Genomic DNA, 25,319 nt, shown 5'->3' on the forward strand with positions numbered 1-25,319 from the left:
ACGGTGGATAGACGCGAATTGGATGCCGTTACCGATTTAATTTGGTGTTTTATGGCAATAAGATTTCCGATTGAGCCGATCCTGCCTATGTAAAAAAACCTCTCTACAGGATAATGAATTTTTTTTACTCCAAGTCTGCGGTCCTCATGGTCGATTCCACGCTGTTCAATACTCCCGAGATCCTCGATCTGCTCAACCTGACGCCGGCCGGCGTCGACCGCTACATCGGTCAAAGCCATTTCATGGGAAGCCCCAGAGTATTTGGCGGACAGGTGCTGGGGCAGGCTCTGCATGCGGCGGCGCAGACCGTGCCGCTGCGTCGCCCGCATTCATTGCACTCGCTGTTTATTTTGCCCGGCAACTATCGCCTGCCGATCGAGTTCGAGGTCGAGCGCGTGCGGGATGGGGGTAGCTTCAGCACGCGTCGTGTCGTCGCGTTTCAGGAAGGCAAGCGTATTTTCGTGATGTCGGCATCGTTTCAGGATGAGGAAGACGGCCTGTCGCACCAGAAGCCTATGCCGTCTGCACCGGAGCCCGATGCGCTGGAATCCGGTATTGCCCGATGGAGGGAGCGCGCTGCCGCCAATGGCTTGCCATTTGTTCCGGTGCCGGTCGACTTTCGGACCACCGGGGACGGTGATATTTATAAGACGTCAACGGCTGACAGCGGCAAGCAACTCTGGGTGCGTGCACCGATCGCGCTACCGAATGATCCGCTGGTGCATGAAGCACTGTTTGCTTATGTGTCCGATTACAGTCTGCTGCTGACTGCCTTGCAACCACATGGCATCACGCTGGGTGATCCGCGCCTGCAAATCGCCAGCCTCGACCATACGATCTGGTTCCACCGACCATTCCGGATGGATCAGTGGTTACTTATCTGCATGGACAGCCCGAACGCCTCGGGTGGGCGCGGCCTGACGTTTGCCCATGTCTACGACCAGCAGGGGGCGCTGGTTGTCACGGTCGCGCAAGAAGGATTGATCCGGATGCGCGGTAACTCAGTCGCAGCTTGACGGTGTCAGCGAGCGGGCCCGATAGGCTTCGATGAATTCGTCGAAGCTGCCGGTTTGCTCGCGTTCCATGCGCTCCTGATCTGACATCGATACCCGTGCCTGTACGTGGAAGGCATCGAGTTGCGCTGGTTGCAGTGGCCGGTTGCGGAAGTATGCTGCGTGCTTCTGACTTTGCGCCAATGAAAAGTCGAGGAACGAGTTGCCGTGCTGTTTCATGGCCTCCAGCACCCGAGCCGACGGCGTACATGTTGGGTCCATCAGTTTGGCACGCTGGCTGGCGAGCGTGTCTTTGTGGACCGAGCTGCCTTGCTGCGTATCGAGCAGGCTGGCGGCCGCGTTAATTCGGTCCAGCAGTTCCATGCCCCATTCTTTCAGACCGATAGACCTGCCATCGCGCTGCAACTGGACGCCGGGCAACCGGCCCTGCTTGACGGTCAGCGCAAAGTTTCGCGTGTTTTCAAGACCTTCGTCGTCGGTCGTCAGCGGGCTCTCGTCCAGTGCACAGAACAGCAGGAACGCATCCATGAAACGCGACGTGTTGATGTCGATCCCGAGCGGCTCGAACGGATCGATGTCGAGACAGCGCACTTCGATGTACTGGACGCCACGAGCACACAAAGCTTCGACCGGACGCTCGCCGCTGTTGATGACGCGTTTCGGGCGGATCGTCGAGTAAAACTCGTTTTCGATCTGCAGCACGTTGGTACTGATCTGAACCCACTCGCCATCGCGTTGCGTACCCAGTGCCACATAGGCCGGGAACGGTTGCTTGACCGCATTGGCCAGGTTTTTCATGTAGCTGGCCAGGTCGTTGTAAGGGGGGACCAGGCCGGCCTGGGCATTGTTCTGGTAGCCGAGATCGCTCATACGCAGGCTAGTGGCATACGGCAGATAGAGCGTGTCACCGGAGAGCTCGTCGAGCTGGTGCGGCTGGCCGCGCATGAAGTCGCGGGCCAGTGCCGGCGAGGCACCGAACAGGTACATCAACAACCAGCTGTAGCGGCGGAAGTTGCGGATCAATGCGATGTAGCTTTCCGACTGGTAATCGGTTGCCGAGCCGGGCGACTTCTCGGCTTGCTGCAGGACCGGCCAGAGGTTTTCTGCCAGCGAAAAATTGTAATGGATACCAGCGATACATTGCATCGCCTTGCCGTAACGCAGCGCCAGTCCGCGCCGGTAGACATGCTTCAGCATGCCAATGTGCGACGTGCCGTACCAGGCAATCGGTATCGTTGCTTCATCCGGCAAATGGCAGGGCATCGACTCGCTCCACAATAGCTCATCCGTCGTGTTCGCATAGAAGAAACGATGTGCCGTATCGAGCTGCGTCAGTGCATCGGCAATGTCGTGTTCGGCCGGCGTAATGAATTCGAGCAGCGATTCGGAATAATCGGTCGTCATGGTCGGATGCGTCAGCGCTGCACCCAGCGCAACGGGATGCGGCGTGAGCGCCAGATCGCCGTGTTGATCGACTCGCAGGGTTTCCCGTTCGATGCCGCGCCGGCCCTGGGACAGCAATGCGCGATGGGCATCGGTCGACAGCAGGGCAAGGCGTTGGTGGAGAAGATCGCTCAATGTATTTCCTTTAAAAACGTTAGCGTGGTCGAACCGGTACGCTGTGGTCGCAGAATATAACCGAAATTAGCATGGGCGGTTCGGCGGCGAAATACTGCCACCGGCATAAAAAAAGCCCGCATCGCTGTCGGCGTGCGGGCTAAACCCCTGGAACTTCAAGGCGCATGGTAGGTGGCTTGCATGACCGGCTCATGACGATGGGGTGCCCGCGCATCCCGAGTTCAGCTAAACTCGATCAACCAATTCTTTCACTGGTCACATTTCTGTTTGTTATTGTCTCGATAACCATGAATGACTCTTCCAGGAGTTATCAGAGGACTGTTCAACGCATGTCGTTCAAATCCCTTTCGTCACCCATTGACCGTGTTCCCGTGAATCCGGATTCGCAGCAGCGTGATCACACGTTGCCAGACCCGCTGCGGATTTTTGCCGACGAACTGGAAGCCTTTGCGCTGATGACGCTCGATGAGCAGGGACACATCGCTAGCTGGAACAAGGGCGCCGAGCACATCATCGGGTTTCGGGCAGAGGACGTCCTCGGGCGGCATCTGAGCTGTCTGTATCCACCGCAGCTCATTGCGGCGGGTCGTCCGGAATTCGATCTGAAGCAGGCGCGGTGCAAAAAGAGCGTGCAATGCGATGGCTGGCGGATGCGCCAGAACGGTTCACCTGTGCGGGTGCGTGGCGAATTGCGACGTCTCGCGGACCAGCAGGGCCAGGTCTGCGGTTATGGCTTGCTGCTGCGTGAGCTGACCGGTCCTGACGAGGCGCTGTTCGACGCACGGGACAGTTCTCTGCTGACGACGGATGAGGCCAGAGCTCCGGAAGAGACCACCCGCGAAACGCGGACCAGCTCGCTGGTCAGGGCCAACCTGTTGCTGAAATCGGAAGTCACGGAGCGACGCCGGATCGAGCAGGAGCTGTTGCAATTGCAGAACCTGCTGCGCGAGTTGGCCGCCCACCAGGATCAGATCAAGGAAGATGAGCGCAAAAGGATTGCGCGTGAAATCCATGATGAGCTTGGTCAGAATCTGCTGGCGTTGCGCATCGATGTATCGATGCTGCTGGTGCGCGCGGGCACCCGCCATCCGCTACTGGCCATGAAGGCCAGTGCCGCCCTGAACCAGATCGACGCGATCATGAGCTCGGTGCGCGCCATCATCAATAATCTGCGTCCAGGCGTACTCGACTTCGGTCTGCATGCGGCAATCGAATGGCAGGTCAAGGAATTTCGCCGGCGCAGCAATGTCAGCTGCGATCTGATGTTCGACCATGCGGAGTTCGAGCTGGAGGATCACCGCGCAACGGCGCTGTTTCGCATCCTGCAAGAATCGCTGACCAACATCAACCGCCATGCGCAGGCCAGCCAGGTACGCATTGCGCTGAAGCGCTACGGTAATCGGCTGTTGATGTCGATTGCCGACAATGGCATCGGTATCCGGCCCGGTTGCCGGCGCAAGGTCAATTCGTTCGGGCTGGTCGGTATTACCGAGCGCATCCGTCATCTTGGTGGAGAGCTGACGATCGACAGCGTGCGCGGCAGGGGGACGACGTTGCGGATCACGATTCCGATCGTCGCCGAGGAAGGGTAGGCGGCGATCGGCTTTTGGGATGCGCTGCCGGTGCTGGCTAGTGACCAGCAGTTCCTTTGATCAGCAGATGTTCCAGCCAGTCAAACAGCCATTGCGTCAACAGTGCCAGCACCGCCGCCGGAATCGCGCCGGCCAGGAGCATCGCGTTATCGTTCAACGCCAGCCCGATGGCAATGCGTTCGCCGTAGCCGCCCGCACCGATGAAGGCTGCGATCGTGGCGGTACCGACACTCATCACTGCCGCTGTTTTCAATCCCGCCAGGATCACCGGCAAAGCCAGCGGCAAATCGACATGCAGCAAACGGTCGCGCGGTGTCAGGCCCAGCGCCAGCGCGGCCATGCGCAAACCGGCGGGCACCTGCAGCATGCCGGTACAGGTATTGCGCACGATCGGCAGCAGCGCATACAGGAACAACGCGATCAGCGCCGGCGTGGTGCCGATCCGGCCGAGCAAGGGAATGAGCATCGCCAGCAATGCCAGCGCAGGCACGGTCTGCAGGATGCCAACAATGGCCATCACCGTCTGCCGTAGTCGCGGCACGAACGCTGCCAGCACGCCCAGTGGAATCCCGATCAGGCTGGCACCCACCAGCGCAAAGGCGACCAGCAGGACATGCTGGCGCGTGAGTCGCCAGAAATTCTCGCCAAACAGCTTGTCCAGGAAACTCGCACGCACCCCCGGCGCGGTGGCCGTCGGTGCAACAAACTGTGTTGCTACTGCGGCAAACGTCTGGCCATCCAGTTCGACGGCCGCGTTCATCGCGATCATGCGCCGGTTATCGATCTTGCCCTCAAGCTGACCCAGCGCGGCCCACGCGGACGGAAACCGTTGCGGTACATCCAGTCGATACAGCAGCACCGCTTCGTAACTCGGAAAATAATGGTCGGTATCGGTCAGTACCCGCAACCCGAGCTTGCCGATCTTGGCATCGGTCGAATAAATGTCGATGACATCGACCTGCTTCGCCATCAATGCTTCATAGGCAATGCCGTGGTCCAGGCCGGTGGGTTGCTGCGGCAAGGCGTAGCGTTGCGCCAGACCCGGCCAGCCATCGACCCGTCCGAGAAATTCATGCGACAGGCCCAGACGCAATGGCGGCATCCCCGCGAGGTCGGCCAGCGTGGTCGGGCCGCCGGCCGGCGTGCCGCGCATGGCCAGCGCATAGGTATTGTCAAAACCCAGTTTGACGGCAATACCCAATCCGAGCGGTGCCAGCTCTTGCCGGATCTGCTCGAAGGAAGACGGTGTGGTGTGCTTGAGGATTTCGCTATTGATGGTGCCAAGATATTCGGGATACAGGTCGATGCTGCCGGCCTTCAGCGCACTGAAGACAATCGCTGTATTGCCCAGACCTTGCTGATGCCGCGCGGGCGTGTGTCTGGCCGCCGTCTGAGTCAGGATTTCGCCCAGCAGATAGGATTCGGTGAAGCGCTTGGAGCCGATCTGCAGCGCCGGGTCAGCGGCGTTTGACGAGCTCCATGCCAGTAGCACCAGCAGTGCGACCAGCATGGATTTGATGGATGAAGCCAACGGTGTTCTCCCGGTAATGTGCCGGGTCTCACCGAAAAAACTTAGGTGCCCGACCCGGCCGGCAGTGTCTCATGCCCGGCCGGTTTCGCTGCCATCGGCTTTTTCGGTACCGCTGCCTCGGCATTCACTTTTTGTTCGTCCAGCAATCCGGCCTGGTCGCTGACTACATGGGCGGCTTCCTGCAGCAGGATATCCTTCGCATCTTTTTTTGCTTTGCCGGCTGCCAGTTCGACGGCAAGATCGCGCTCGTCGGCCTGCAGTCCATCATCGAGCCAGGTGCGCGGTTTGGCGGGTGCCACGCCCGGACTGACACTGCCGATATTGACTGCCTGACGGGCAGTCAGGCGCGCTTTTTGTTCCTCGCGCTCCTTGCGTCGAACGGTCTCGTTGAGCGAGATGTCGTTCTTCTTTTTTTGCGCTACGAAGCGGGCAATATCTTCTTCGATATTGCGGAAGCCGGTATCCGCCTTGATGCGCGTACCGCTGCGCGTGACCAGCATCGGAATGACCGATTTCAGCTGGCCGGACGCGGCGTAACTGGCAGGCTTGATCTGTACCCACGGCAGGGCATTGTCGAACGCTGCTTCACCGCGGTCGTCGGTGCCGAAGTCGGTCGGAAACGACACATCCGGATTGACTCCGCGCAATTGCGTGGTACTGCCGTTGATGCGGAAAAACTGCGCCGTCGTCATTTTCAGTTCGCCCAGCATCGGCTTGCTACGCTTGAGCAGGTCGTCCAGGTTGATTGTGCTTTGCACGGTGCCCTTGCCAAAACTGCGCTCGCCAATGACGACCCCGCGGCCATAGTCCTGGATCGCCGCAGCAAAAATTTCGGAGGCCGACGCCGAGCCGCGATTGATCAACACGCCAACCGGACCATCCCACGCCGCGCCGGCGCTGGTTTCACTATCGACGACGATCTGTCCCTTGGCATCGCGTTGCTGCAGTACCGGACCCTTGCCGGTGAACAGGCCGGTCAGTCCGATGGCTTCGGCCAGCGATCCGCCGCCGTTGTTGCGCAGGTCGATCAAGACGCCATCGGCCTTGGCGGTTTTCAGTTCGCCCAATAATTTTGCGACATCGCGCGTCATGCTGCGGTAGTTCTGGTCGCCGCGCTGTTGCGCTTCAAAATCACGGTAAAAGGTCGGCAACGAGATCACACCAATTTGCCGGGTCACCTTGCCATCGACGACCGACAACATGGTTTTTTTGGCAGCGCCATCTTCCAGTTCGATCTTTTTGCGCACCAGTGAAATCTGTCTGCGCGCACCATCGGAGGCGGCATCAGCTGGCAGGATATCGAGTACCACTGTCGTGTCCGCGCTTCCACGAATCAACTGAATCGTGTCGTTCAGGCGCCATCCCTGCACGCTGACCATCGGGCTGCCGGTGCCCTGGGCAACGCCGACGATCCGGTCGCCAACCTCGAGTTTTCCGGAGCGCATCGCCGGGCCACCGGGCACCAGATCGCGCACCGTGTTGTAGCCATCTTTCTGGGACATCGTGGCACCGATGCCGACCAGCGACAGGCTCATCGCGATGTCGAATTCCTGTGCCGAGCGCGGACCCATGTAATTACTATGCGGATCGATCGCCATTGTGTAGGCGTTCATGAACGTCTCGAACGCCTCGGTGGTCGTGACGCGCTTGACGTCGTTCTGCGCGGTCTCGTAGCGTTTTGTGAGCGTCTCGGCGATGCGCTGGTCCGATTCGCCGGCCAGTTTCAGGCGCAGCCAGTCGTTCTTGACATGCTTGCGCCAGAGCGTATTGAGTTCGGCTTTCGACGCTGGCCAGGCGGCATTTTCGCGTTCAGGCTGGAAGGTTTCCTGCGTGCTGAAATCAAAGCCGCCCTTGATGATGCTGCGCGCGTAAGCGAAGCGTTCGGAAGCACGCTGCGTGTATAGATTGAACATCGCAAACGGGCCGGCGAGGTTCTCGCGCAGGATGGCGGCGCCAAGGATGGTGCGCTGGCTGGACATCGCATCGATGTCGGCCTGGACGAAATACATTTTTTCGCCATCCAGCGATTTCAGGTACTGATTGAAAATTTTGCCGGACATGGCCGCGTCCAGCGGCAGTGCCTTGTAATGAAACCGCGAGACGACTTCCGACGCCAAATGGGCGACACCGGATTGCTGGGGTGACGGCGCGAGCCGGATGGGGCCCGTGACGGCGATGGCAAACGAGGCGGTCGGTCCGGCCAGAGTTGCCGCCAGGGCGATCCACAATAGATGTTTTTTCATAGTGAGCTGCTTGCAAGTTAAGCGGCGCGTTGCTGTTGCGCCGCCAGTAATCGGATTGTCGTAGTCAGCGCAGGAGCGACCTCGGGTTCAGTGTGCGGGTCGGGTGTTGCGCTTGTGTGTCGTCTGGTGCTTCCTGTGTAACACGAGTTCGGGTTCCGCATATTTTTACTGGATAAGATCGGGATTGGATTCACGTCGGGATTCAACGTCAGATTGTAAAAGAGGTCATGTGTCATGGCAGTGCAAGACAGAGAAGTCAGCCGCATTCAATTGCATGAAATTTTATTGCACGGTCGTGCTATTCTTGCTGGAAAACGAGCATGACCACATCAGTCCAAGACCACCGGAGGAGACAGCATGGATTTGAATTACACCGAGACGGATGAAGCGTTCCGCACCATGGTTCGCGGTTATCTGGAGCAGAATCTGCCAGCCGACTTGCAGCACAAGGTGCTCAATCACAAGCGCCTGTCAAAAGACGATCTGGTGCGCTGGCACAAGATCGTCGCACAGCAGGGTTGGGTCGCCACCGGTTGGCCGGTCGAATACGGCGGCACCGGATGGACACCGGTACAACGCCATATATGGGAAGAAGAATGTGCCCACGCCGGCACACCGCCTATCCTGCCGTTCGGCGTGAACATGGTGGCACCGGTGATCATGGCATTCGGCAACGAAGCGCAAAAGCGCCACTACCTGCCGCGCATCCTGAGTTGCGAAGACTGGTGGTGCCAGGGCTATTCGGAGCCGGGTTCGGGCTCCGACCTGGCGTCGCTGAAAACCCGCGCCGAGCGCCAGGGCGATCACTACATCGTCAATGGCCAGAAAACCTGGACCACGCTGGGCCAGCATGCCGACATGATTTTTTGCCTGGTGCGCACCGAAACTGGCGGGCGCAAGCAGGAAGGGATTTCATTTTTGCTGATCGACATGAAAACGCCGGGCATCACCGTGCGGCCTATCATCACGCTCGATGAAGATCATGAAGTCAACGAGGTGTTTTTCGATAACGTGTCAGTACCCGTCGACAACCTGATCGGCGAAGAAAACAAAGGCTGGACCTACGCCAAATACCTGCTCGGCCACGAGCGCACCAATATTGCAGCCGTCGGCCGCGCCAAGCGCGAAATGGAATTCCTCAAGCGGATTGCCCACGACCAGCAAAAAAATGGTGCGCCGCTGCTGGATGATCCGGTGTTCGCCGCCAAGGTCGCCTCGCTGGAAATCGAATTGATGGCACTGGAAGTGACTGTGCTGCGGGTAATCTCGCTCGACAATGTCAAGCGCGGGCCGGGTCCGGAAGCCTCGATGCTGAAGATCAAGGGCACCGAAATCCAGCAGGCGCTGACCGAGCTGATGCTCGAAGCAGTGGGCCCGTACGGACTGCCGTTCGATACCCGATTCATGGAAGGCACCACCGAGCACAGCGCGTCGGAAGATGACGATGCAGCGCCGCTGGCGTCGTATTACTTCAATTATCGCAAGACCTCGATTTATGGCGGGTCGAACGAAATTCAGAAAAACATCATCACCCAAATGATTCTGGGACTGTGAGGACGACATGGACTTCAATATCACGCAAGAACAGCAGCAATTTTCCGATGCCCTGCGACGCTGGGTCGAGAAGGATTACACCTTCGAACAGCGCAAGAAAATCGTCCTCTCCGACAGCGGCACCTCGGACGTCGCCTGGTCCACATTGACCGAACTGGGCATGATGGCGTTGCCGATTCCGGAAGAGCAGGGCGGCTTCGATGGTTCGGCGCTCGACATGCAGGTGGTGATGCACGAGATCGGCCGCGGCCTGGTCATCGAACCCTATTTTGCGACCGTGCTGGGCGCGCAGTTCCTGAAGCTGGCTGGCGGTCACGCGCATCTGCTGGAGCAGGTTGCCAGCGGTGCGATGCTGATGGCCTGTGCCCTCGGCGAAAAGCAGGCGCGTCATGACCTGTTCGATATCGCCGTTACGGCCACAGCAACAGGTGACGGGTTTGTCCTGAACGGTACCAAGACCATCGTGCTGCACGGTGCGCAGGCGGGGGCACTGGTGGTGTCGGCGCGCAGTGCCGGCGCGCGTCGTGATACCGACGGAATTTCGCTGTTCGTTCTGCCGGCCAACACAGCCGGCATCACGATGCGCGATTACCGCACCATCGACTGCCAGCGTGCTGCCGATATCACGTTCAGCGATGTACAGGTGCCGGCATCGGCGCTGCTCGGCGCGGCAGGACAGGGTTGGGAAATTCTGGACGCCGCCGCCGACTATGGCGTGACGCTGCTGTGCGCCGAAGCGGTGGGCGCCATGGAAGCACTCAACAATTCAACGCTTGAGTATCTGAAAACCCGCCAGCAATTCGGCGTACCGATCGGCAAATTCCAGGCCTTGCAACATCGCATGGCGGACATGTTCATGCATCTGGAACAGGCCCGTTCGATGGCCACACTGGCTGCGGTGAAAGTGTCATCGCCGGATGCGGTGGAGCGTCGTCGGACTGTCTCGGCAGCCAAGGCCCGTATCGGGCAAGCCATGAAATACGTCGGTCAGCAGGCGGTCCAGCTGCACGGTGGCATGGGCGTGACCAACGAGCTGCCGGCAGCGCATCACTTCAAACGACTGACCATCATCGAACTGACGCTGGGCGACACCGACCACCACCTGGCGCGTTTCGTGGCCCAGCCCGGCTTCAAGCACGCGGCCTGATGTCATGACAACCGGGATGGCACAACCTGCTGTTTGTTTTGAAGATTTCGTCATCGGTCAGCGCTTCGATGCGGGCAGTGTCACCGTCGATGGTGACGAAGTCCTTGCGTTCGCAACCCGTTTCGATCCGCAGCCATTTCACATCGACCAGCAGGCCGCCGAGAAATCCATTTTCGGCGGCCTCATCGCCAGCGGCTGGCATACCTGCAGCATGATGATGCGCTTGATGGTCGATGGCTACCTGCGCGACTCATCGAGCATGGGCTCGCCCGGTATCGACGACATTCGCTGGCTCAAACCGGTGCGTGTGGGTGATGTACTGCGCGTCAGCAGTACGGTTCTGGACATCGTGCCATCGACCAGTCGACCCGACCGGGGTGTCGTGATGACGCTCTGGGAAGCGTACAACCAGAAGGACGAACTGGTCGCTACCATCAAGGGTCGGGGCTTGTTCCTGCGCCGTGCGCAATGAAAAATTCATGGAGAACGCATGCGTAATATCGCCTCACTGCAAGAACTGAAAGACCTGACCGGCCAGGAAGTCGCGCTGTCGGACTGGATCGACATCACGCAGGAGCGCGTCCAGCGGTTTGCCGATGCTACTGGCGACCATCAGTGGATCCACCTCGACGTCGAACGCAGCCGCGCCGAGTCACCGTATGGCGGAACCGTCGCGCACGGGTTCCTGACGTTGTCGCTGCTGCCGATGATGATGGCGTCGGCGATCACGATGAGTGATGTGAAGATGGCGGTGAATTACGGGCTCAACAAGGTGCGTTTTCCGGCACCGGTGCCGGTCGGGAGTCGGCTGCGGGGGCGTATCTGTTTGCTGGCGGTTGAGGATATTGCCGGTGGTGCGCAGGTGACCTGGCAGGTGACGATCGAGCGGGAAGGGAGTGACAAGCCGGTGTGTGTGGCGGAGTTGATTGCGCGACGGTATTCGTGAGGGGTGTTGCCGGCTGCCAGTCTTGTGCGTGCTGTCGGTGACGTTACCGTAGCCCAAGTCAGGCCTTGACTGCGAATTTTACTTCGCAAACTACCGACTGGTGGTTGGGCTGCGAAGCCCAACATGCGTCAGGTTCCTTTGCGGGTCGCGGCGACGCGCGGTCTGCGGTAGCTAAAACGGTTGCGCTCCGTGGAGCCAAGCCGGGTGCGGCCCGGCAGCCGCTCACTTTTTTTGCTTCGCCAAATAAAGTAAGCAAAAAAAGGCGACCGCTAGACCGCTGCCCTGCGGGTTCCCAAATACCGTGCCCGGTCAGGGGGAGGGCCGCAAACTCGCTACGCTCAGACAGTGCGGCCCTCTTATCCCCTGCCCGGACACGGTATTTGGCAGCGGCCTTTTATGCGGAATTCAACGTCAAGACCAAGCCTAGCCTTGGTAATTGATTGGTGGTCAGGCTCGCTTTGCGCGAGAAAGATGGCTTGTAAAAGCCTTGTAGGTTTTGGTTTTGACGTTGGTTTTGACGTTGGTTTTGACGTTGGTTTTGACGTTGGTTTTGAACTTGATGTCGACCACGACGAGGAAGTTTTCTCGCGCAAAGCGAGCACGACCATCTCGCTGGTTCCAAGGCTGGGCTTGGTTTTGACCTTGAATTCCGCATAAAAAGATCGCTGCCAAAAACCGGGTGCGGCAAGAGGATCAGAAGCCCGCACTGTCTGAGCGTAGCGAGTTTGCGGGCTTCCCTCTTGCCGTACCCGGTTTTTGGGAACCCGCAGGGCAGCGGTCTTGCGGTCGCCTTTTTCTTGGTTACTGCTTTTTGGCGAAGCAAAAAGAAGTGACCGGCTGCCGGGCCGCCCCCGGCTTGACTCCACGGAGCAACAACCGTATTAGCTACCGCAGAACTCACCGCGCGGGAAGCTTGACGCATGTTGGGCTCCGCAGCCCAACATGCGATCCTACCGTAGACCATCGACCGCAGACCGCAGGACTCACCGCGCAGGGAACCTGAAGCCGGTTGAGCTTCGCAGCCCTACAGTCGGTAGTTTGCGTGGCGAAATTTGCAGGCATTGCCAATCTTGAACGGGCTAGTTTCGCAGCACAACCTGCGATGCTTCAGAGTACCAACCGTTTCAGGTTCCCATAACAATTCCGCCAGGGTTGCTAACGGTGCGTCTCTGACGTCAGCCGCGCACGCACGTTGTGCTTCTCACCCATGAAGAACTTTCAACCAACCCCCGCAAATTCCCGCGTACATTAGCGTCCTGACCAACCATTTCCAATCGCCCACCCATGATCACCAACATTGAAGATCTTCGCGTTCTCGCCGAGCAGCGCGTTCCACGCATGTTTTATGACTATGCCGATTCCGGTTCCTGGACCGAGTCGACCTACCGTGCCAATGTGGATGATTTTGGCGATCTGAAATTTCGTCAGCGGGTTGCCATCAACATGGAAAACCGGTCGCTCAAGACCGTGATGGCGGGACAGGAAGTGGCGATGCCGGTGGCGATCGCGCCATGCGGAATGACCGGGATGCAGCGTGCCGATGGCGAGATCCTGGCCGCGCAGGCGGCCGAGAAGTTTGGTATTCCATTTACGTTGTCGACGATGAGCATTGCATCCATCGAGGATGTGGCAGCCAATGTCAGCAAGCCGTTCTGGTTCCAGTTGTACGTGATGAAGGACCGCGATTTTGTAAACAATCTGATCGATCGCGCAAAAGCAGCAAAGTGCTCGGCGCTGGTGCTGACGCTGGACTTGCAGATACTTGGGCAACGCCACAAGGATCTGAAAAACGGCCTGTCAGCGCCGCCAAAACTGACGATTCCGAACATCCTCAACATGATGACCAAGCCGGGCTGGTGCATGGGCATGCTCGGTACCCAGCGGCGAACATTTGGCAATATCGTCGGCCACGTCAAGGGTGTCGAAAACATGTCGTCGCTGTCGTCGTGGACCGCACAGCAGTTCGATCCGGCGCTGTCATGGGATGACGTGCAGTGGATCAAGGAACGCTGGGGTGGCAAGCTGATCCTGAAGGGCATCATGGACCCGGAAGATGCGCAGCTGGCCGTGCGCAGCGGTGCCGATGCATTGATCGTGTCGAACCACGGCGGTCGTCAGCTTGACGGTGCGCTCTCCTCGATCGCTGCGTTGCCTGCCGTAATCGACGCAGTTGGTGATGGCATCGAAGTCCACATGGATGGTGGCATTCGGTCCGGGCAGGATGTCTTGCGGGCGGTGGCATTGGGTGCGCGTGGCGTGTATATCGGTCGGCCGGTGTTGTACGGCTTGGGTGCGATGGGTGGTGCGGGTGTTACCAAATGCCTGGAAATGATTCACAAGGAGCTGGACGTGACGATGGCGCTGTGCGGACAGACCGATATCAGAAAAGTCGATCGGAAAATTCTTCTGGGGTAGGAATGGCGGAATAACCGCTAAAAAGACCGCGTCCGGGATGGCGCGGTCTTTTTTTGTCTGTAACTTTGTAATGCTCACGCATGAAGTAAGACAAAAAATTGCTGGTCGTGCCTTGGGATGACAACCAGCTTTGCTTGATGAAAATTACCTCTGAAAAAAAATTCCTCAAGTAAATGTTGATATGTACTAACATAAAAAAGTCTACTGGTAGTAGTCGACACAAAAAGCGTTGTACACAACATCTTTCAGGGGCAATGGCATGAAACTCACAAAAATAGCACTGGCTTGTTCACTTGTATTGACACTGGCCGCCTGTGGCGGTGGCGGTAGCAGTAGCTCCGCAGACGCCGGCGGAGGCACCGTCGTCGCAGCAACGCGGACGCTCGAAGGCGTGGCGGCGAAAGGTTTGATCAAGAACGGCATCGTCAAGGTCTACACTGTCGACGCTGCTGGCGTGAAGTCGGCAACACCTCTGGTGAGCAGCCGGACTTCCTCAGTCGATGGCAGCTACTCGGTCAATCTGGGCAGCACGATCGGCTTATTCACCATCGAAGTTAGTGCCGATGCCGCCACCACGATGGCCGACGAATTCAGCGGCGATATTCCGATGCCAGCGGGATTTACGTTGCGCAGCCTGGTGCAACTCGACAGCACTGCCAGCAGCACCATCAAGGGCCACGTCACGCCATTCACCGAAATGCTGGTCAATGCGGCTGCCAGTGCGACCGGTGGGCTGACTGTTGCCAATGTCGCGGATGCGCGAAGCGGCGTGGTCAAATTACTGGGTTTTGATCCGCTGACCACCAAGCCACTGAACATCAACAGCGACTCCGCCGGATCATCCACGGACGCCTCCGAGAAGTTGCAAAGCGTAATGCTGGCAGCCATCTCGAAAATCGCCAACGACAGCACCAACGGCTTTAGTTGTGCCGGAACAGTCAGCGAAAAAATTCGCTGTGTCGTCAATGCCACCAGCGGAACAGCGGTACTAAAAGGCGGTAACTTTGAAATTTCGCTGGATGCGCAAGTCGCTGTGCGCGATGCTGCCGATTCGGTGGCTGCCAATACCACCATCAACAAGTCCACCCTGAAAAGCCTGGACGGCATTAACGGATTCTCGCAGTCCTCCGTCAATACCGGATCGACCGTGGTCAATCCGATTGCTGCAGCCAAGTCGTTCTTCAGCAGCATCCGAACTAACCTGAGCATGCTGGTCAATACCGAAAAGACAGGTGCGCTGAATCTGCAGGCGAACGGCGTGCGAGCTGACTTTACTGCAGCCATCTCGCCGGTGGATCAGGACCTGTCGAACTGGGTCCTGATGACGGATCGTGCGATTGCGTATTTCAAGTATGCGAAACAGAATCCGACCGTTGCGTCTTCGGCCCTGATTCCGGTGTATCAATCGATCAAGCATCAGGGCATCGAGGTGGGACGTTGCTTTTTGTTCAGCGATGCCGCCGCAACGATTCTGGCCAACAACGGCGCCGAGGCTCTGAACGTTGGCTGCCGTCTGAACAAGCAACCTGTCCAGAGTTCGTATACCGCGACGACGCGAAAGATTTACACCAAAGGCATCACACTCACCCCCGTGGCCGATTCGCTGACGAGTTACACGTATTCGGCACGCTCCCGGCTTGAAGATCAAACGTTTACCCGCAATTCCGACAACTCGGTCAATCAAAACTCGGTCGTGGTCGGCGCATCCGTCACGATCGGACTGCCGGCGACTGGGACCATTGCTTACACCACGTCAGGGGGGGTGGCCGATACGGTCGTGATTGCCGGCGACATGCCAGCCCGGACCACGACAAATGGCGTCAGCATTACCGACAAGGAAACCTGGAACGTCAGCATCGCCCGCACGCTGGAAGCAGATAACGCCACCACACGCTTTGGGCTTTCCGGTGATATCACGGCGATCAAGGCCGGTGCACCGGTCGGTTCCTTTGCCCTGAAGCCGGGATCCTATGTCCGCGCCGTCATGGCCGGCGATTCATTTGCCGCGCAAGGCTTGAAAGAAGTCAATCTGGTCCTGGCAGTTGGCGGTGCAAGCAGTAGCGCCACCGGTACCTTGTCGATGACGAATTTCTCGTTGGACGGTTCTGGCCTGTCGTATGCACCGACCGAGCTGCGATTTGTTGGCAGCTTCACCAATGCCGGTGCCGAGTTCTTCAGCGGCACGCTGACTGCAAAAACCGCCAACTACGCGCAGTACCAAAGCAGCCTGCCTGATTCGGAAACCAATTTCCTCAAAGGCTCTGCCGCGTTTGTCGGCGTGTTCAAGGCGCCGTCGCATGCTGATTTGTCAGTCAGCCTGGCGGGCAGTGATATCGCATTTGGCCTGGTTGCGTATTCGGGCAGGTTCGATGATGGCGTCAACACGATCCTGATCGACACCACCAGTGCCGTTCCGTCGGTGATCAAACTGACCAGTTCCAGTGGCATCTCGCTGGTCTTGAACGGCAACGCGAACCTGGGAGATGTTTACAAAAACAGCAGTAAGGTAGCCACCCTGGATCGCAGCAGCGGCACGATCAGTTACAGCGACGGCAGTTTTCAGTCGCTGAAGTAATGGCAGTTTGCAGTTGATGGACACAGACCTGACGGTGCGCCGTCAGGTTTTTTAATAGGGTGAACCGGAACACAGAGAATTCATGCAACGACTAATTCTGCAAAATGTCATGGCACTGGGCGTGCTGGCATCCTCCAGCGCGATGGCGCAACAAGCATTGAGCGGCGATCCACGAGGCACCCTTTGGCAGCCGCCAGGTCCAGTGTGGCAAGCCTACGCCGAGATCAGTGCCTGGGCAGCTTACGATGCGATCCCGGTAGAGAAGTTTGGCGGCAAGTGGGGCGAGGGTTACGCGCCGCGCGCTGGCCGCAATGTGTTCCTGCAACGCGAGCGCGCCAGTGTCGGTGTAGAGAAAGATGGCTGGCGGGTTGGGCTGGAATACCGCCAGGAAGGGTCGCTCGACGCCAGTCGCGATACAGTCGATTTCTATCATTTGTACCAGCAGCGCCAGCGCCCGGATGGCGCACGCGCGTTCAATCTCGATGCGCAATTCAAGTCGTGGTCTGCCACCGGAGTACGTGTTGCCAAAACGTTTTCGTTCGATCAGGCCGGCGTCAATGGTCTGCTGGTGACCGTCTCGGGTGCGCTGTACGGGACTACCCGCAACAGGGATACGGACGTTGGCGGTACTGCCAGCTACCAGACAAGCGGGACGTACGGCTTCGATGCGCACTTACTGGAATCGAATACGCGTTATCGCTATCCGTTCATGCCGGATACGTCACGGACATCGTCCGGTGCGAGTTTGTCGCTGGCGCTGCAAATGCCTCTGAACGAACGATTTTCGGTGAACCTGGCAGTGGATGATCTCTGGAGCCGGCTGCGCTGGTCGAATTTGCCACTGGTGCAAAAGAACATCAGCTCCAGCTTCATCGGCACCGACAGCAATGGTTATGTGAATTACCAGCCCTTGCTCTCTGGTCAGAACACTCTGATCAGCAAAACCGGCGCGATCGGCGCATCGCAGTCTGCCAGCCTGTCGTACCATGACGATCAATGGCGCTTCAAACTGGGGGCCGATCGCGTCGCAGCGACCACGATACCCTCGGCATCGGTGACCTGGCAATCGGCGGTGGGTGCCTTCACGGCGGGCTACGAAACGCGCTTCGGGACGGTTGGGCTGGGTTACGGTGATGGCCCGTTTTATGTGCAGGTTCGCGCGAATCGCTGGTCTTTGTCGCAAGCCACGTCGCTCGGTGCGAGTGCCGGTTTTCAGACTACTTTTTAATTCCGTAGCATCCGGCTTGGCCGCCGTATCGCCAGCTTCACTGCGGTCACCAGATCGGCCGATTCCACCGGTTTGGCAAAGTGGATCAGATAACCCGCGTCTATGGCGCGTCGTTTGTCTTCAGGGCGAGCGAATGCGGTGAGCGCGATGGCTGGTATCGGTGGGTGATCCGCCGGTTCTTGCTGGCGTAGTAATCGCAGCAACTGGTAGCCATCGATGTTGGGCATGCCGATGTCGCTAATCATCAGGTCGGGCCGTCTTTCATCGATCATTTGCAATGCTTCGGTCGCCGAGAATGCCAGACGCACGGTGGCACCGGCGTTTTGCAGGATTTCCTGCAGCACTACACCGGCATCCGGTTCGTCGTCGACCAGTACGATGTCGGCATGCCATTCGTCACTGTCTTCCACGGGGTGTCCATCGCTGCTGACCGACAGCGGCGCGAGATCGGTCAGCAGCAGCGGCAAGTCGATCGTAAATGTGGCACCTTGTTGTATGCCCTGACTAGTCGCGCTGACGTGACCGCCATGCAAGCTGACGAGGGATTTGACGATCGACAGGCCCAGGCCAAGACCCATGTGGCTGCGCGTGCTACTGCCGTCTGCCTGAGAGAACCGCGCAAACAAAGACGGCAGAAATGCCGGTGCAATACCCTGGCCGTTGTCGGTAATCGTGATGACGACTTTGTTCGCGCTGGTGGCCTGGTGCACGGTGATCACGCCGCCGTTTGCACTGAACTTGATCGCGTTCGACAGCAGCCGGCAGACCACCTGCTGCAATCGCGATGCATCGGCTTCGATGGCCGTGCTGGTATCGTCGATCACGGTGTCGATGCGGATATTCCTCGCCAGCGCCGCCGGATTACAGACATCGACGCTGGAGACAATCACGTCTCTGCTGCGTACTGGCCGCAAGTCGAGATGCACTTTGCCGGCCATGATCGCGCTGGCATCGAGCAAGTCGTCGATCAAACGGGCTTGCTGACGTGCGCTGCGTTCAATAGTAGCCAATGCGCTGATGGTTTTGTCGGATTGGAAGTCGGTGCTGCGCTGCAGTACCTGGGTCCAGCCGAGAATGGTATTGAGCGGCGTGCGCAGTTCATGCGACAGGGTTGACAGGAACTCATCCTTGACCAGGCTGGCATGTTCGGCGGCGGCCTGAGCCAGCCGAATCTCGGTCTTGTCGATGACGATGGGTTGCGGTACATCGTCCATTTGCTGCAACAGAGCTTCCAGCTCACCGTTCGCGTTTACGACCGGAAAGAGTACCGGCACCCATCGCGTCTCGCCACGCGACGGCGACGGGCCAAAGTGCTGTGCTGGCAAGTGCTGCGCATCCATCGTGTGACGGATCTCTTCCAGCGCTGCATGCCATCGTGCCAGCAGATCACGCGTCTTTCCGGACCTCGCTGCCGGAAAGACTTCAAACAGACCGCGTCCGACCAGCTCATCGCGCGCCATGCCGATATCACGCAAAAACCGGTCGGACGCATCCAGGATCGTGAAGCGCTGATCCGGCAACATCACGAGGCAGCGCGCCGGCATGGCACGCAGCACGCTGACAAAGTCGAATTCGGCGCTCATTGCAGCCACCCGACATCAGGTGCCGCGTTGGCGGGTATTCCTGACACAATCCGGGGCCGGTTCACGGTATGTCCCGGCGCACTGGTGGCGCGCTCTTGACGGGTGCTGCAGGCGAGCCAGCCTGATTGGCGACAGGTTCGAGGGAGGCAACGTGATAGCAATTTCTACCGTTGCGCTTGGCTTCATACAAAGCCTGATCGGCGGTGCTCATCATCATCTCGACCGACGCGGCATCGAACGGATAAATGCTGATGCCGATGCTCGTGGTGACGGTGACGTCGACATCATTGATCAGATACGGCCTGGCGACTTCCTCGAGTATTTTTTGCGCCGGACCGTGGATATCTTCCGGGACGTTGAGTTCGCCCAGAACCACCATAAATTCGTCGCCACCAATCCGGGCCACGGTATCTTCACCGCGCGATGCGTTGATCAGTCGTTCCGACACGAGCTGCAGCAGGCTGTCACCGGACTCATGGCCGAGCGTATCGTTGACTTCCTTGAAACCATCAAGGTCGATATACATGACGGCCACGTGGGTCCGCTTGCGTTTGGCATGTTCGATCGCGGTACTGATGCGGTCTTCGAGCAAGCGCCGGTTCGGCAGGCCTGTCAGTGAATCATGCAGGGCCAGCCGGTGTAATTCGGCGTTGTTGCGTAGCGCATTCTTGAAGTGCAGTCGCACTTCCAGCATGTTGCGTATGCGCTGGATTATTTCGACTACATCGAAGGGTTTGCTGATGAAGTCCTTGGCTCCGGCTTCGAGTGCTGTGTTTTTGTGTTCGGGCTGAGCGGTGATGGCCAGGACCGGCAACCAGGCATCCTGCTCCAGTTTGCGTAGCTCATCCATGACCTTGAAGCCGTCCATCAACGGCATCTGAATGTCCAGCATGATCAGGTCGTAATGATTGATTTTGTGACGGGCGACAACTTCTAGCGAAGACGTCGTGGAGTCGAGGTTGCTGTAGCCCTCTTGTTCCAGGATAGCGAGCAACAGGTTGACGTTGTCCCGGTTATCGTCAACGACCAGAATTTTCGCTGCATAAAGATCTTGGGCGCTGAGCATTGAGTGCAGTCTGTTCGGGAGCAGCCGTGTCGTGCGCTACCGGAAACACCCGATAAGTTTGTGTAATTCAATACAGTAACCAATATCGACTTACAAGATTGTGCGCCACCACACTTAACAGCTATGGCTGCTGCGATGCAATGAATTACCTTGAAGTATTGCGCCACTGTACTAACTATTCATCGCAAACTACCTCAGACTGACACCGATCCAGCCGGGATCGGGCTACGTACAAAGCCGATGAATGCCTCTACCGGCACCGGTCGACTGAAGTAATAACCCTGGAAAAAATAGCACCCGAGTGCAGTCAGGCACGACTTCTGTTCTGCAGTTTCGACACCTTCAGCGATCACGGTCAGGCCGAGGCTGTTGCCCAGCGCGACGATCGTACGCGCAATGGCTTCATCGTTCGGATCGGTCAGGATATCGCGCACGAACGACTGGTCGATCTTCAGTTGATCGAGCGGCAGGCGTTTCAGGTACGACAGCGAGGAATACCCGATACCGAAGTCGTCAAGCGAAAAACCGACCCCCATTGATTTGAGATGGTTCATTTTCAGGATGGTTTCTTCGACGTCGTCGATCAGCAGGCTCTCCGTCAATTCCAGCTTTAGTCGATCTGGCCTGGCGCCACTCTCCCGCAATGCGGTCAGGACCTCGGCCACGAAATCCTTCTGACGGAACTGCCGTGCGCTGACATTGACTGCCAGAGTCAAAGCCGACAACGCCGGATCCGAGGCCCATTGCGCCAGCTGGCAACAGGCCTGTTCAAGAACATGGCGGCCTAGTGCGATGATCAACCCGGTCTCTTCGGCGATCGGGATAAACGCTGCCGGCGGCACCAGCCCGCGTTGCGGGTGTTGCCAGCGCACCAGTGCCTCGGCACCAGTCGGAATACCAGCGATGCCGACCTGCACCTGATAGTACAACAGGAACTCGCCCAGCTTGAGGCCGGCGCGGATTTCGGCTTCCAATGCCACGCGCGCACTGACGACTGCCTGCATGTCAGGATCAAAAAACTGCATGGTGTTGCGACCAGCGGCCTTGGCCTGATACATCGCCAGATCGGCGCGCCGCATCAGCTCGTCGATGGTGTTGGTAGTGGTTGAGAACAGGGTGATGCCGATGCTCGGGGTGGTGATGGCTTCCTGTTCGCCAAGATGAAATGGGTCGCCAAACGTGCCGAGGATTTTTTCTGCCACCAGTTTTGCGAGTGACGCGACCTCGGTCGCGCTCTCGCCCAGGTCAACCAGCAGGATCACGAATTCATCACCGCCGGTGCGCGCCACCGTGTCACTGGCGCGCAGACAGTAACTTAGTCGTACTGCGACCAGTTGCAGTAACAGATCGCCTTTTTCGTGACCGAGTGCATCGTTGAATCCCTTGAAGTTATCCAGATTGACGCACAACAGGGCACCCATGCGTCCGCTGCGCTCGTTTGACTCCAGAGCGTGCTGCAAGCGGTCGCGCAGCAACAGTTGATTCGGCAAATCGGTGAGGCGATCGTAGAATGCCAGGCGCTCTATTTTGCTGGCGGCAGACTTGTGCCGGGTCATATCGGTTTCAATCGCGAGGATCGACTTTGGCTCACCGTTGTCGTCCCGGATTAGCGTCCAGCGCGCTTCGACTGCCACCGAGCCGCCATCCTTGCGTCGCTGCAGCAGTTCTCCATGCCATTCTCCGTCACGCAAGGTATCTTCCAGCGATTCATGTAAATCAAGTGTTTCTGCGGCAGTGCGGGTCAGCATTGCCTGGTCGAGTGCTTCGGCGTTACTCCATCCATAAAGTCGCTCGGCACCCTGGTTCCAGAACGTGACGGCACCGTGCATGTCGCGCACGATGATGGCATCGGTGGCCAGGTCAAGCAGGGCGGCCTGGTCGCGCAAGCGCGCATCGACGACCTGTCGGTCCAGTTCGGCACCAGTGCGTGCGCCAAAAATACGCAGTGTCGACAAGGTGTGGTCGACCCGCTCCAGCGGATCACTGAACAGTACGAACATGACACCGATCGGCTGCCCCTCGGAGTTATCCAGCCGCACACCGACACAGCCTCGCATCGGCCCGGGTTGGAATCCGCTGGCACCGGGGAAGTCCGCTTCCGGCGCGTCGTCGATGACGCATTCACCCTTGCTGATCACGCGGGCGCACGGCGCACATTGCATCGAACACACAAAGTTCGGCTGAGAGTCCGGTCCGGCCACCGCTGCGACCGATTGCGCCATCGACAGGGCAGGATTGGTGAAGCGGGCAATGTAGCCCGCTTGGGCACCCACCGCCGCGATCATGTTGCGAACCAGCTCATCAAAAAAAACAGCGTTGGTGCTGCTCGATGTCGAGGAGACGGTTGCCGCCACCTTTTCGACCGTTAATTGCAGGCGGCGGCGCTCTTCCTGGATACGGCGGTTTTCGATGCCGAAGGCCAAGTTATCGGCCAGTTCGCACAGCAGAATCATCTCTTCGGCCGGCACTGCGCGCTGTTCGGCCGAATACAGTGTCAGGGTGCCGAAGGTCTTGTCGGCATTGCGCAATGGCAGGCAGAGCACGGTATTAAAGCCGTATTTTTCGGCAAATGGCTGCCACGCGGCGAAGCGGATATCGTTGCGTACATCCGTCATGACAGTAGGCTGGCCACTGCGTATCGTCATGCCCGATGGACCTTGCCCTTCCGGCGTGTCCTCCGACCAGCTGATGCGTAATATCTCCAGTATGCGAGCCTCGACACCGGCGTGTGCGGCAGTGGCAATGGTGCGCGCCGCATCATTTTTGGCATATCCGATCCAGGCCATGTTGTAGCCACCCAGGTCGCGGGTGATCTGGCAGATATGGTCGAGCAATTCCTGTTCGCTACCGGCCCGGATCATGGCCTGATTGCACGCACTGAGCATGCGCAAGGCGCGGTTGAGCTGATCCAGCAACCGCTGCGACTCCTGCCGTGCGGTGATGTCGCTGATGCCGCCGACCATGCGCACCGGGTTGCCATCGTCATCGCGAATCACGAAGCCGCGGTCGGTTACAAAGGCGTAGCAGCCATCCTTGCGCCGGAAGCGGTATTCATCGGTCCAGTCAGTCGCACTGCTATCGATCACGGCGCGGATGCCTTTGAACACGCGGTCCAAATCGTCCGGATGAATCCGGCTTGTCCACGACTCGATACCCGGTTCCAGATCGGCTGCGCAATAGCCGAACAGCGTGTGCATTCCTTCGTTCCACCAGATGGTGCCGGTACTGAACTCCCAGTCCCAGACCAGGTCCGTGGTGGCCCGCGCCACATTGCGAAAACGCTCTTCGCTGAGCCGGTTGCGTTCTTCGGTATTGGCCTGCCCCGACATGTCCTTGGCAATCCCGTAGACGCCGACGATTACCCCGTTCACGGTGATGGGCAAACTGGTGAGCCACAGATGGAGCTGCTCGCCATTCTTTCGGTGCAGCACAGTGCGGAAGGTCGTGCTCTCGCCGCGCATCGCTTTCAAGAATGCGTCGACCGTTGCTTGACGGTTGTCGTAAGCGATCAGCGACAGAAATGCGGTGCCGATCAGTTCATCAATGGCATAGCCAATCAGCGATTCAGCCGCTCCGTTGAGTGCCACGAACCTGCCCTGCAAATCGAACGACACCACCGCATCCGGGTTCTGATCGAACAGGGAGTGCGTGTGCTGCTGGGGCAGGGATGTCATGGAAGCGGTCATTTTTCCGGAGTGGTGATGTTGAAATCAGCCTTTGGTCAGGTCTTTTTCGCGGCTGAACAGAGTCCATGCCGCCATGAACATCGCCGCGATCGCCGGGCCAATCACAAACCCGCTCAATCCGAACACGGAAATTCCGCCTACTGTCGAAATCAATACCACGTAATCCGGCATCTGCGTATCTTTACCGACCAGCAAAGGGCGCAAAATATTATCGACCAGGCCAATCACCAGTACGCCAAACGCCACCAGCGTGATGCCTTGCCAGATCGCGCCGGTCAGCAGGAAGTAGAGCGCTACCGGTCCCCAGATCAATGCTGCACCGATTGCTGGCAGCAAGGACAGCACCGCCATCAGCACCCCCCAGAGTACGGCACCCTGAATGCCCAGAAAGGCGAACATCATGCCGCCCAGCGCACCCTGGCTGGCAGCGACTGCGATATTGCCTTTGACGGTGGCGCGAATGACCGTGGTGAATTTCGCAAACAGCTGTTTTTTTTGTTCGCGCTCCAGCGGAATGGCGTGCTTGATGCGTGCCGACAGCGCTGCGCCATCGCGCGTCAAAAAAAACAGCAGATACAGCATCAGGCCGAAACCAACCACGAAATCGAAGGTGTTCTGGGTGATGCTCAGCACTTGCGTGGCGATGGTCTGACTGCCTTGCCGCAGTGCCGTCGACAGCGTCGTTTGCATCTCGTTGAAATTATCAAGACCGAAGCGGCTGAGCAGGCTGACCAGCCACGTCGGCAGGACATTCACCACTTGCTGGAAATAGGCACCGAAGTCGAGCGTGCCGCTGCGGATTTTTTGCACTACCAGTGCGCCTTCCTGAATCAGTGAAATACCGATCAGACTCAATGGCAGGATCACGATGAACAGAACGATCATCAAGGTGGCAAGCGCGGCCAGAGTCTGGCGCTGGCCAAAGCGGTCAAGCAGGCGACGATTCAATGGTGCGAACAGCAACGCCAGCACCGCACCCCAAAACACCGCGCCGATGAATGGCACAAGTATCCAGCCGAAAGCCACAGTGACAATTGCCAGCAACAAGAGAAAAGCTTTCTGGTTCAGTTCTGAATGCGTCATCCGCGCTCCTGGTAAAAGTAACATTCGTATCCAACGCATCCTACCCGAAGCGGATGCGCGACTTAATGCTTGAACACAA

17 protein-coding genes are annotated in these 25,319 nt (G+C 58.3%); 10 read left to right on the forward strand and 7 right to left on the reverse strand.

What is annotated here, in order from left to right; all coding sequences use genetic code 11:
- The first annotated feature begins 146 nt into the window (after positions 1–146).
- Positions 147–1,016, forward strand: coding sequence for an acyl-CoA thioesterase (locus ABD720_RS05530; protein ID WP_344762238.1), 870 nt, complete (start codon positions 147–149; stop codon positions 1,014–1,016).
- On the opposite strand, the gene gshA is transcribed toward ABD720_RS05530, so the two are convergent.
- The gene (gene gshA, locus ABD720_RS05535) at positions 1,002–2,591 is read right to left on the reverse strand and encodes a glutamate--cysteine ligase (RefSeq protein ID WP_344762240.1); all 1,590 of its coding nucleotides are present in this window, start codon (positions 2,589–2,591) and stop codon (positions 1,002–1,004) included. The genes ABD720_RS05530 and gshA overlap by 15 nt on opposite strands.
- A 371-nt stretch (positions 2,592–2,962) precedes the next feature.
- Here gshA and ABD720_RS05540 point away from each other — a divergent pair, with 371 nt between their 5' ends.
- The gene (locus ABD720_RS05540; RefSeq protein WP_344762242.1) at positions 2,963–4,183 is read left to right on the forward strand and encodes a PAS domain-containing sensor histidine kinase; all 1,221 of its coding nucleotides are present in this window, start codon (positions 2,963–2,965) and stop codon (positions 4,181–4,183) included.
- Positions 4,184–4,220: 37 nt separating this feature from the next.
- Here ABD720_RS05540 and ABD720_RS05545 read toward each other — a convergent pair whose 3' ends face one another.
- On the reverse strand, positions 4,221–5,693 hold the full coding sequence (locus tag ABD720_RS05545) for a glycine betaine ABC transporter substrate-binding protein (protein ID WP_344762329.1): 1,473 nt from the start codon (positions 5,691–5,693) through the stop codon (positions 4,221–4,223).
- A gap of 62 nt (positions 5,694–5,755) precedes the next feature.
- Positions 5,756–7,957, reverse strand: coding sequence for a carboxy terminal-processing peptidase (locus ABD720_RS05550; RefSeq protein ID WP_344762243.1), 2,202 nt, complete (start codon positions 7,955–7,957; stop codon positions 5,756–5,758).
- 357 nt (positions 7,958–8,314) lie between these two features.
- On the opposite strand from ABD720_RS05550, the gene ABD720_RS05555 reads away from it, so the two are divergent.
- From ABD720_RS05555 to ABD720_RS05590, 8 genes are all read left to right on the forward strand, one after another.
- The gene (locus ABD720_RS05555; protein WP_344762244.1) at positions 8,315–9,511 is read left to right on the forward strand and encodes an acyl-CoA dehydrogenase family protein; all 1,197 of its coding nucleotides are present in this window, start codon (positions 8,315–8,317) and stop codon (positions 9,509–9,511) included.
- A 7-nt stretch (positions 9,512–9,518) separates the two neighbouring features.
- On the forward strand, positions 9,519–10,658 hold the full coding sequence (locus ABD720_RS05560; protein WP_344762245.1) for an acyl-CoA dehydrogenase family protein: 1,140 nt from the start codon (positions 9,519–9,521) through the stop codon (positions 10,656–10,658).
- A gap of 16 nt (positions 10,659–10,674) precedes the next feature.
- Positions 10,675–11,130: a MaoC family dehydratase gene (locus ABD720_RS05565; protein ID WP_344762246.1), complete on the forward strand. Its 456-nt coding sequence runs from the start codon at positions 10,675–10,677 to the stop codon at positions 11,128–11,130.
- A gap of 18 nt (positions 11,131–11,148) precedes the next feature.
- Positions 11,149–11,604, forward strand: a complete 456-nt coding sequence (locus ABD720_RS05570) for a MaoC family dehydratase (protein WP_344762247.1) — start codon at positions 11,149–11,151, stop codon at positions 11,602–11,604.
- A gap of 471 nt (positions 11,605–12,075) precedes the next feature.
- Complete coding sequence (locus ABD720_RS05575) at positions 12,076–12,261, forward strand: hypothetical protein (RefSeq protein WP_344762248.1); 186 nt, start codon at positions 12,076–12,078, stop codon at positions 12,259–12,261.
- A 627-nt stretch (positions 12,262–12,888) separates the two neighbouring features.
- Entirely contained in the window at positions 12,889–14,019 is a 1,131-nt protein-coding gene (locus ABD720_RS05580; RefSeq protein ID WP_344762249.1) for an alpha-hydroxy acid oxidase, read from the forward strand.
- Between the two features lie 259 nt (positions 14,020–14,278).
- A complete protein-coding gene (locus ABD720_RS05585; protein ID WP_344762250.1) occupies positions 14,279–16,594 on the forward strand; it encodes a hypothetical protein in 2,316 nt (771 codons plus the stop codon).
- An 82-nt stretch (positions 16,595–16,676) separates the two neighbouring features.
- Complete coding sequence (locus tag ABD720_RS05590) at positions 16,677–17,822, forward strand: hypothetical protein (protein ID WP_344762251.1); 1,146 nt, start codon at positions 16,677–16,679, stop codon at positions 17,820–17,822.
- Here the strand turns inward: ABD720_RS05590 and ABD720_RS05595 are convergent.
- The 4 genes from ABD720_RS05595 to ABD720_RS05610 form a co-directional block, all read right to left on the reverse strand.
- Entirely contained in the window at positions 17,819–19,405 is a 1,587-nt protein-coding gene (locus ABD720_RS05595) for a hybrid sensor histidine kinase/response regulator (protein WP_344762252.1), read from the reverse strand. The two genes, ABD720_RS05590 and ABD720_RS05595, sit on opposite strands and share 4 nt — an antisense overlap.
- Positions 19,406–19,466: 61 nt before the next feature.
- Complete coding sequence (locus ABD720_RS05600; RefSeq protein WP_344762253.1) at positions 19,467–20,471, reverse strand: GGDEF domain-containing response regulator; 1,005 nt, start codon at positions 20,469–20,471, stop codon at positions 19,467–19,469.
- 194 nt (positions 20,472–20,665) lie between these two features.
- On the reverse strand, positions 20,666–24,145 hold the full coding sequence (locus ABD720_RS05605) for a bifunctional diguanylate cyclase/phosphodiesterase (protein WP_344762254.1): 3,480 nt from the start codon (positions 24,143–24,145) through the stop codon (positions 20,666–20,668).
- A gap of 36 nt (positions 24,146–24,181) precedes the next feature.
- A complete protein-coding gene (locus tag ABD720_RS05610; protein WP_344762255.1) occupies positions 24,182–25,240 on the reverse strand; it encodes an AI-2E family transporter in 1,059 nt (352 codons plus the stop codon).
- Positions 25,241–25,319 lie beyond the last annotated feature (79 nt).

The sequence above is a fragment of the Actimicrobium antarcticum genome (genome assembly GCF_039536745.1).
Classification (GTDB): domain Bacteria; phylum Pseudomonadota; class Gammaproteobacteria; order Burkholderiales; family Burkholderiaceae_D; genus Actimicrobium; species Actimicrobium antarcticum.

Bases quoted from the DNA above. Each gene is read 5' to 3' on its own strand.
- ABD720_RS05605 (WP_344762254.1), bottom strand. From the start codon at position 24,145: ATGACATCCCTGCCCCAGCAGCACACGCACTCCCTGTTCGATCAGAAC.
- ABD720_RS05580 (WP_344762249.1), top strand. From the start codon at position 12,889: ATGATCACCAACATTGAAGATCTTCGCGTTCTCGCCGAGCAGCGCGTT.
- ABD720_RS05550 (WP_344762243.1), bottom strand. From the start codon at position 7,957: ATGAAAAAACATCTATTGTGGATCGCCCTGGCGGCAACTCTGGCCGGA.
- ABD720_RS05565 (WP_344762246.1), top strand. From the start codon at position 10,675: ATGGCACAACCTGCTGTTTGTTTTGAAGATTTCGTCATCGGTCAGCGC.
- ABD720_RS05590 (WP_344762251.1), top strand. From the start codon at position 16,677: ATGCAACGACTAATTCTGCAAAATGTCATGGCACTGGGCGTGCTGGCA.
- ABD720_RS05530 (WP_344762238.1), top strand. From the start codon at position 147: ATGGTCGATTCCACGCTGTTCAATACTCCCGAGATCCTCGATCTGCTC.
- ABD720_RS05560 (WP_344762245.1), top strand. From the start codon at position 9,519: ATGGACTTCAATATCACGCAAGAACAGCAGCAATTTTCCGATGCCCTG.
- ABD720_RS05575 (WP_344762248.1), top strand. From the start codon at position 12,076: ATGGCTTGTAAAAGCCTTGTAGGTTTTGGTTTTGACGTTGGTTTTGAC.
- ABD720_RS05555 (WP_344762244.1), top strand. From the start codon at position 8,315: ATGGATTTGAATTACACCGAGACGGATGAAGCGTTCCGCACCATGGTT.
- ABD720_RS05570 (WP_344762247.1), top strand. From the start codon at position 11,149: ATGCGTAATATCGCCTCACTGCAAGAACTGAAAGACCTGACCGGCCAG.
- ABD720_RS05610 (WP_344762255.1), bottom strand. From the start codon at position 25,240: ATGACGCATTCAGAACTGAACCAGAAAGCTTTTCTCTTGTTGCTGGCA.
- ABD720_RS05600 (WP_344762253.1), bottom strand. From the start codon at position 20,471: ATGCTCAGCGCCCAAGATCTTTATGCAGCGAAAATTCTGGTCGTTGAC.
- ABD720_RS05545 (WP_344762329.1), bottom strand. From the start codon at position 5,693: ATGCTGGTCGCACTGCTGGTGCTACTGGCATGGAGCTCGTCAAACGCC.
- ABD720_RS05595 (WP_344762252.1), bottom strand. From the start codon at position 19,405: ATGAGCGCCGAATTCGACTTTGTCAGCGTGCTGCGTGCCATGCCGGCG.
- ABD720_RS05585 (WP_344762250.1), top strand. From the start codon at position 14,279: ATGAAACTCACAAAAATAGCACTGGCTTGTTCACTTGTATTGACACTG.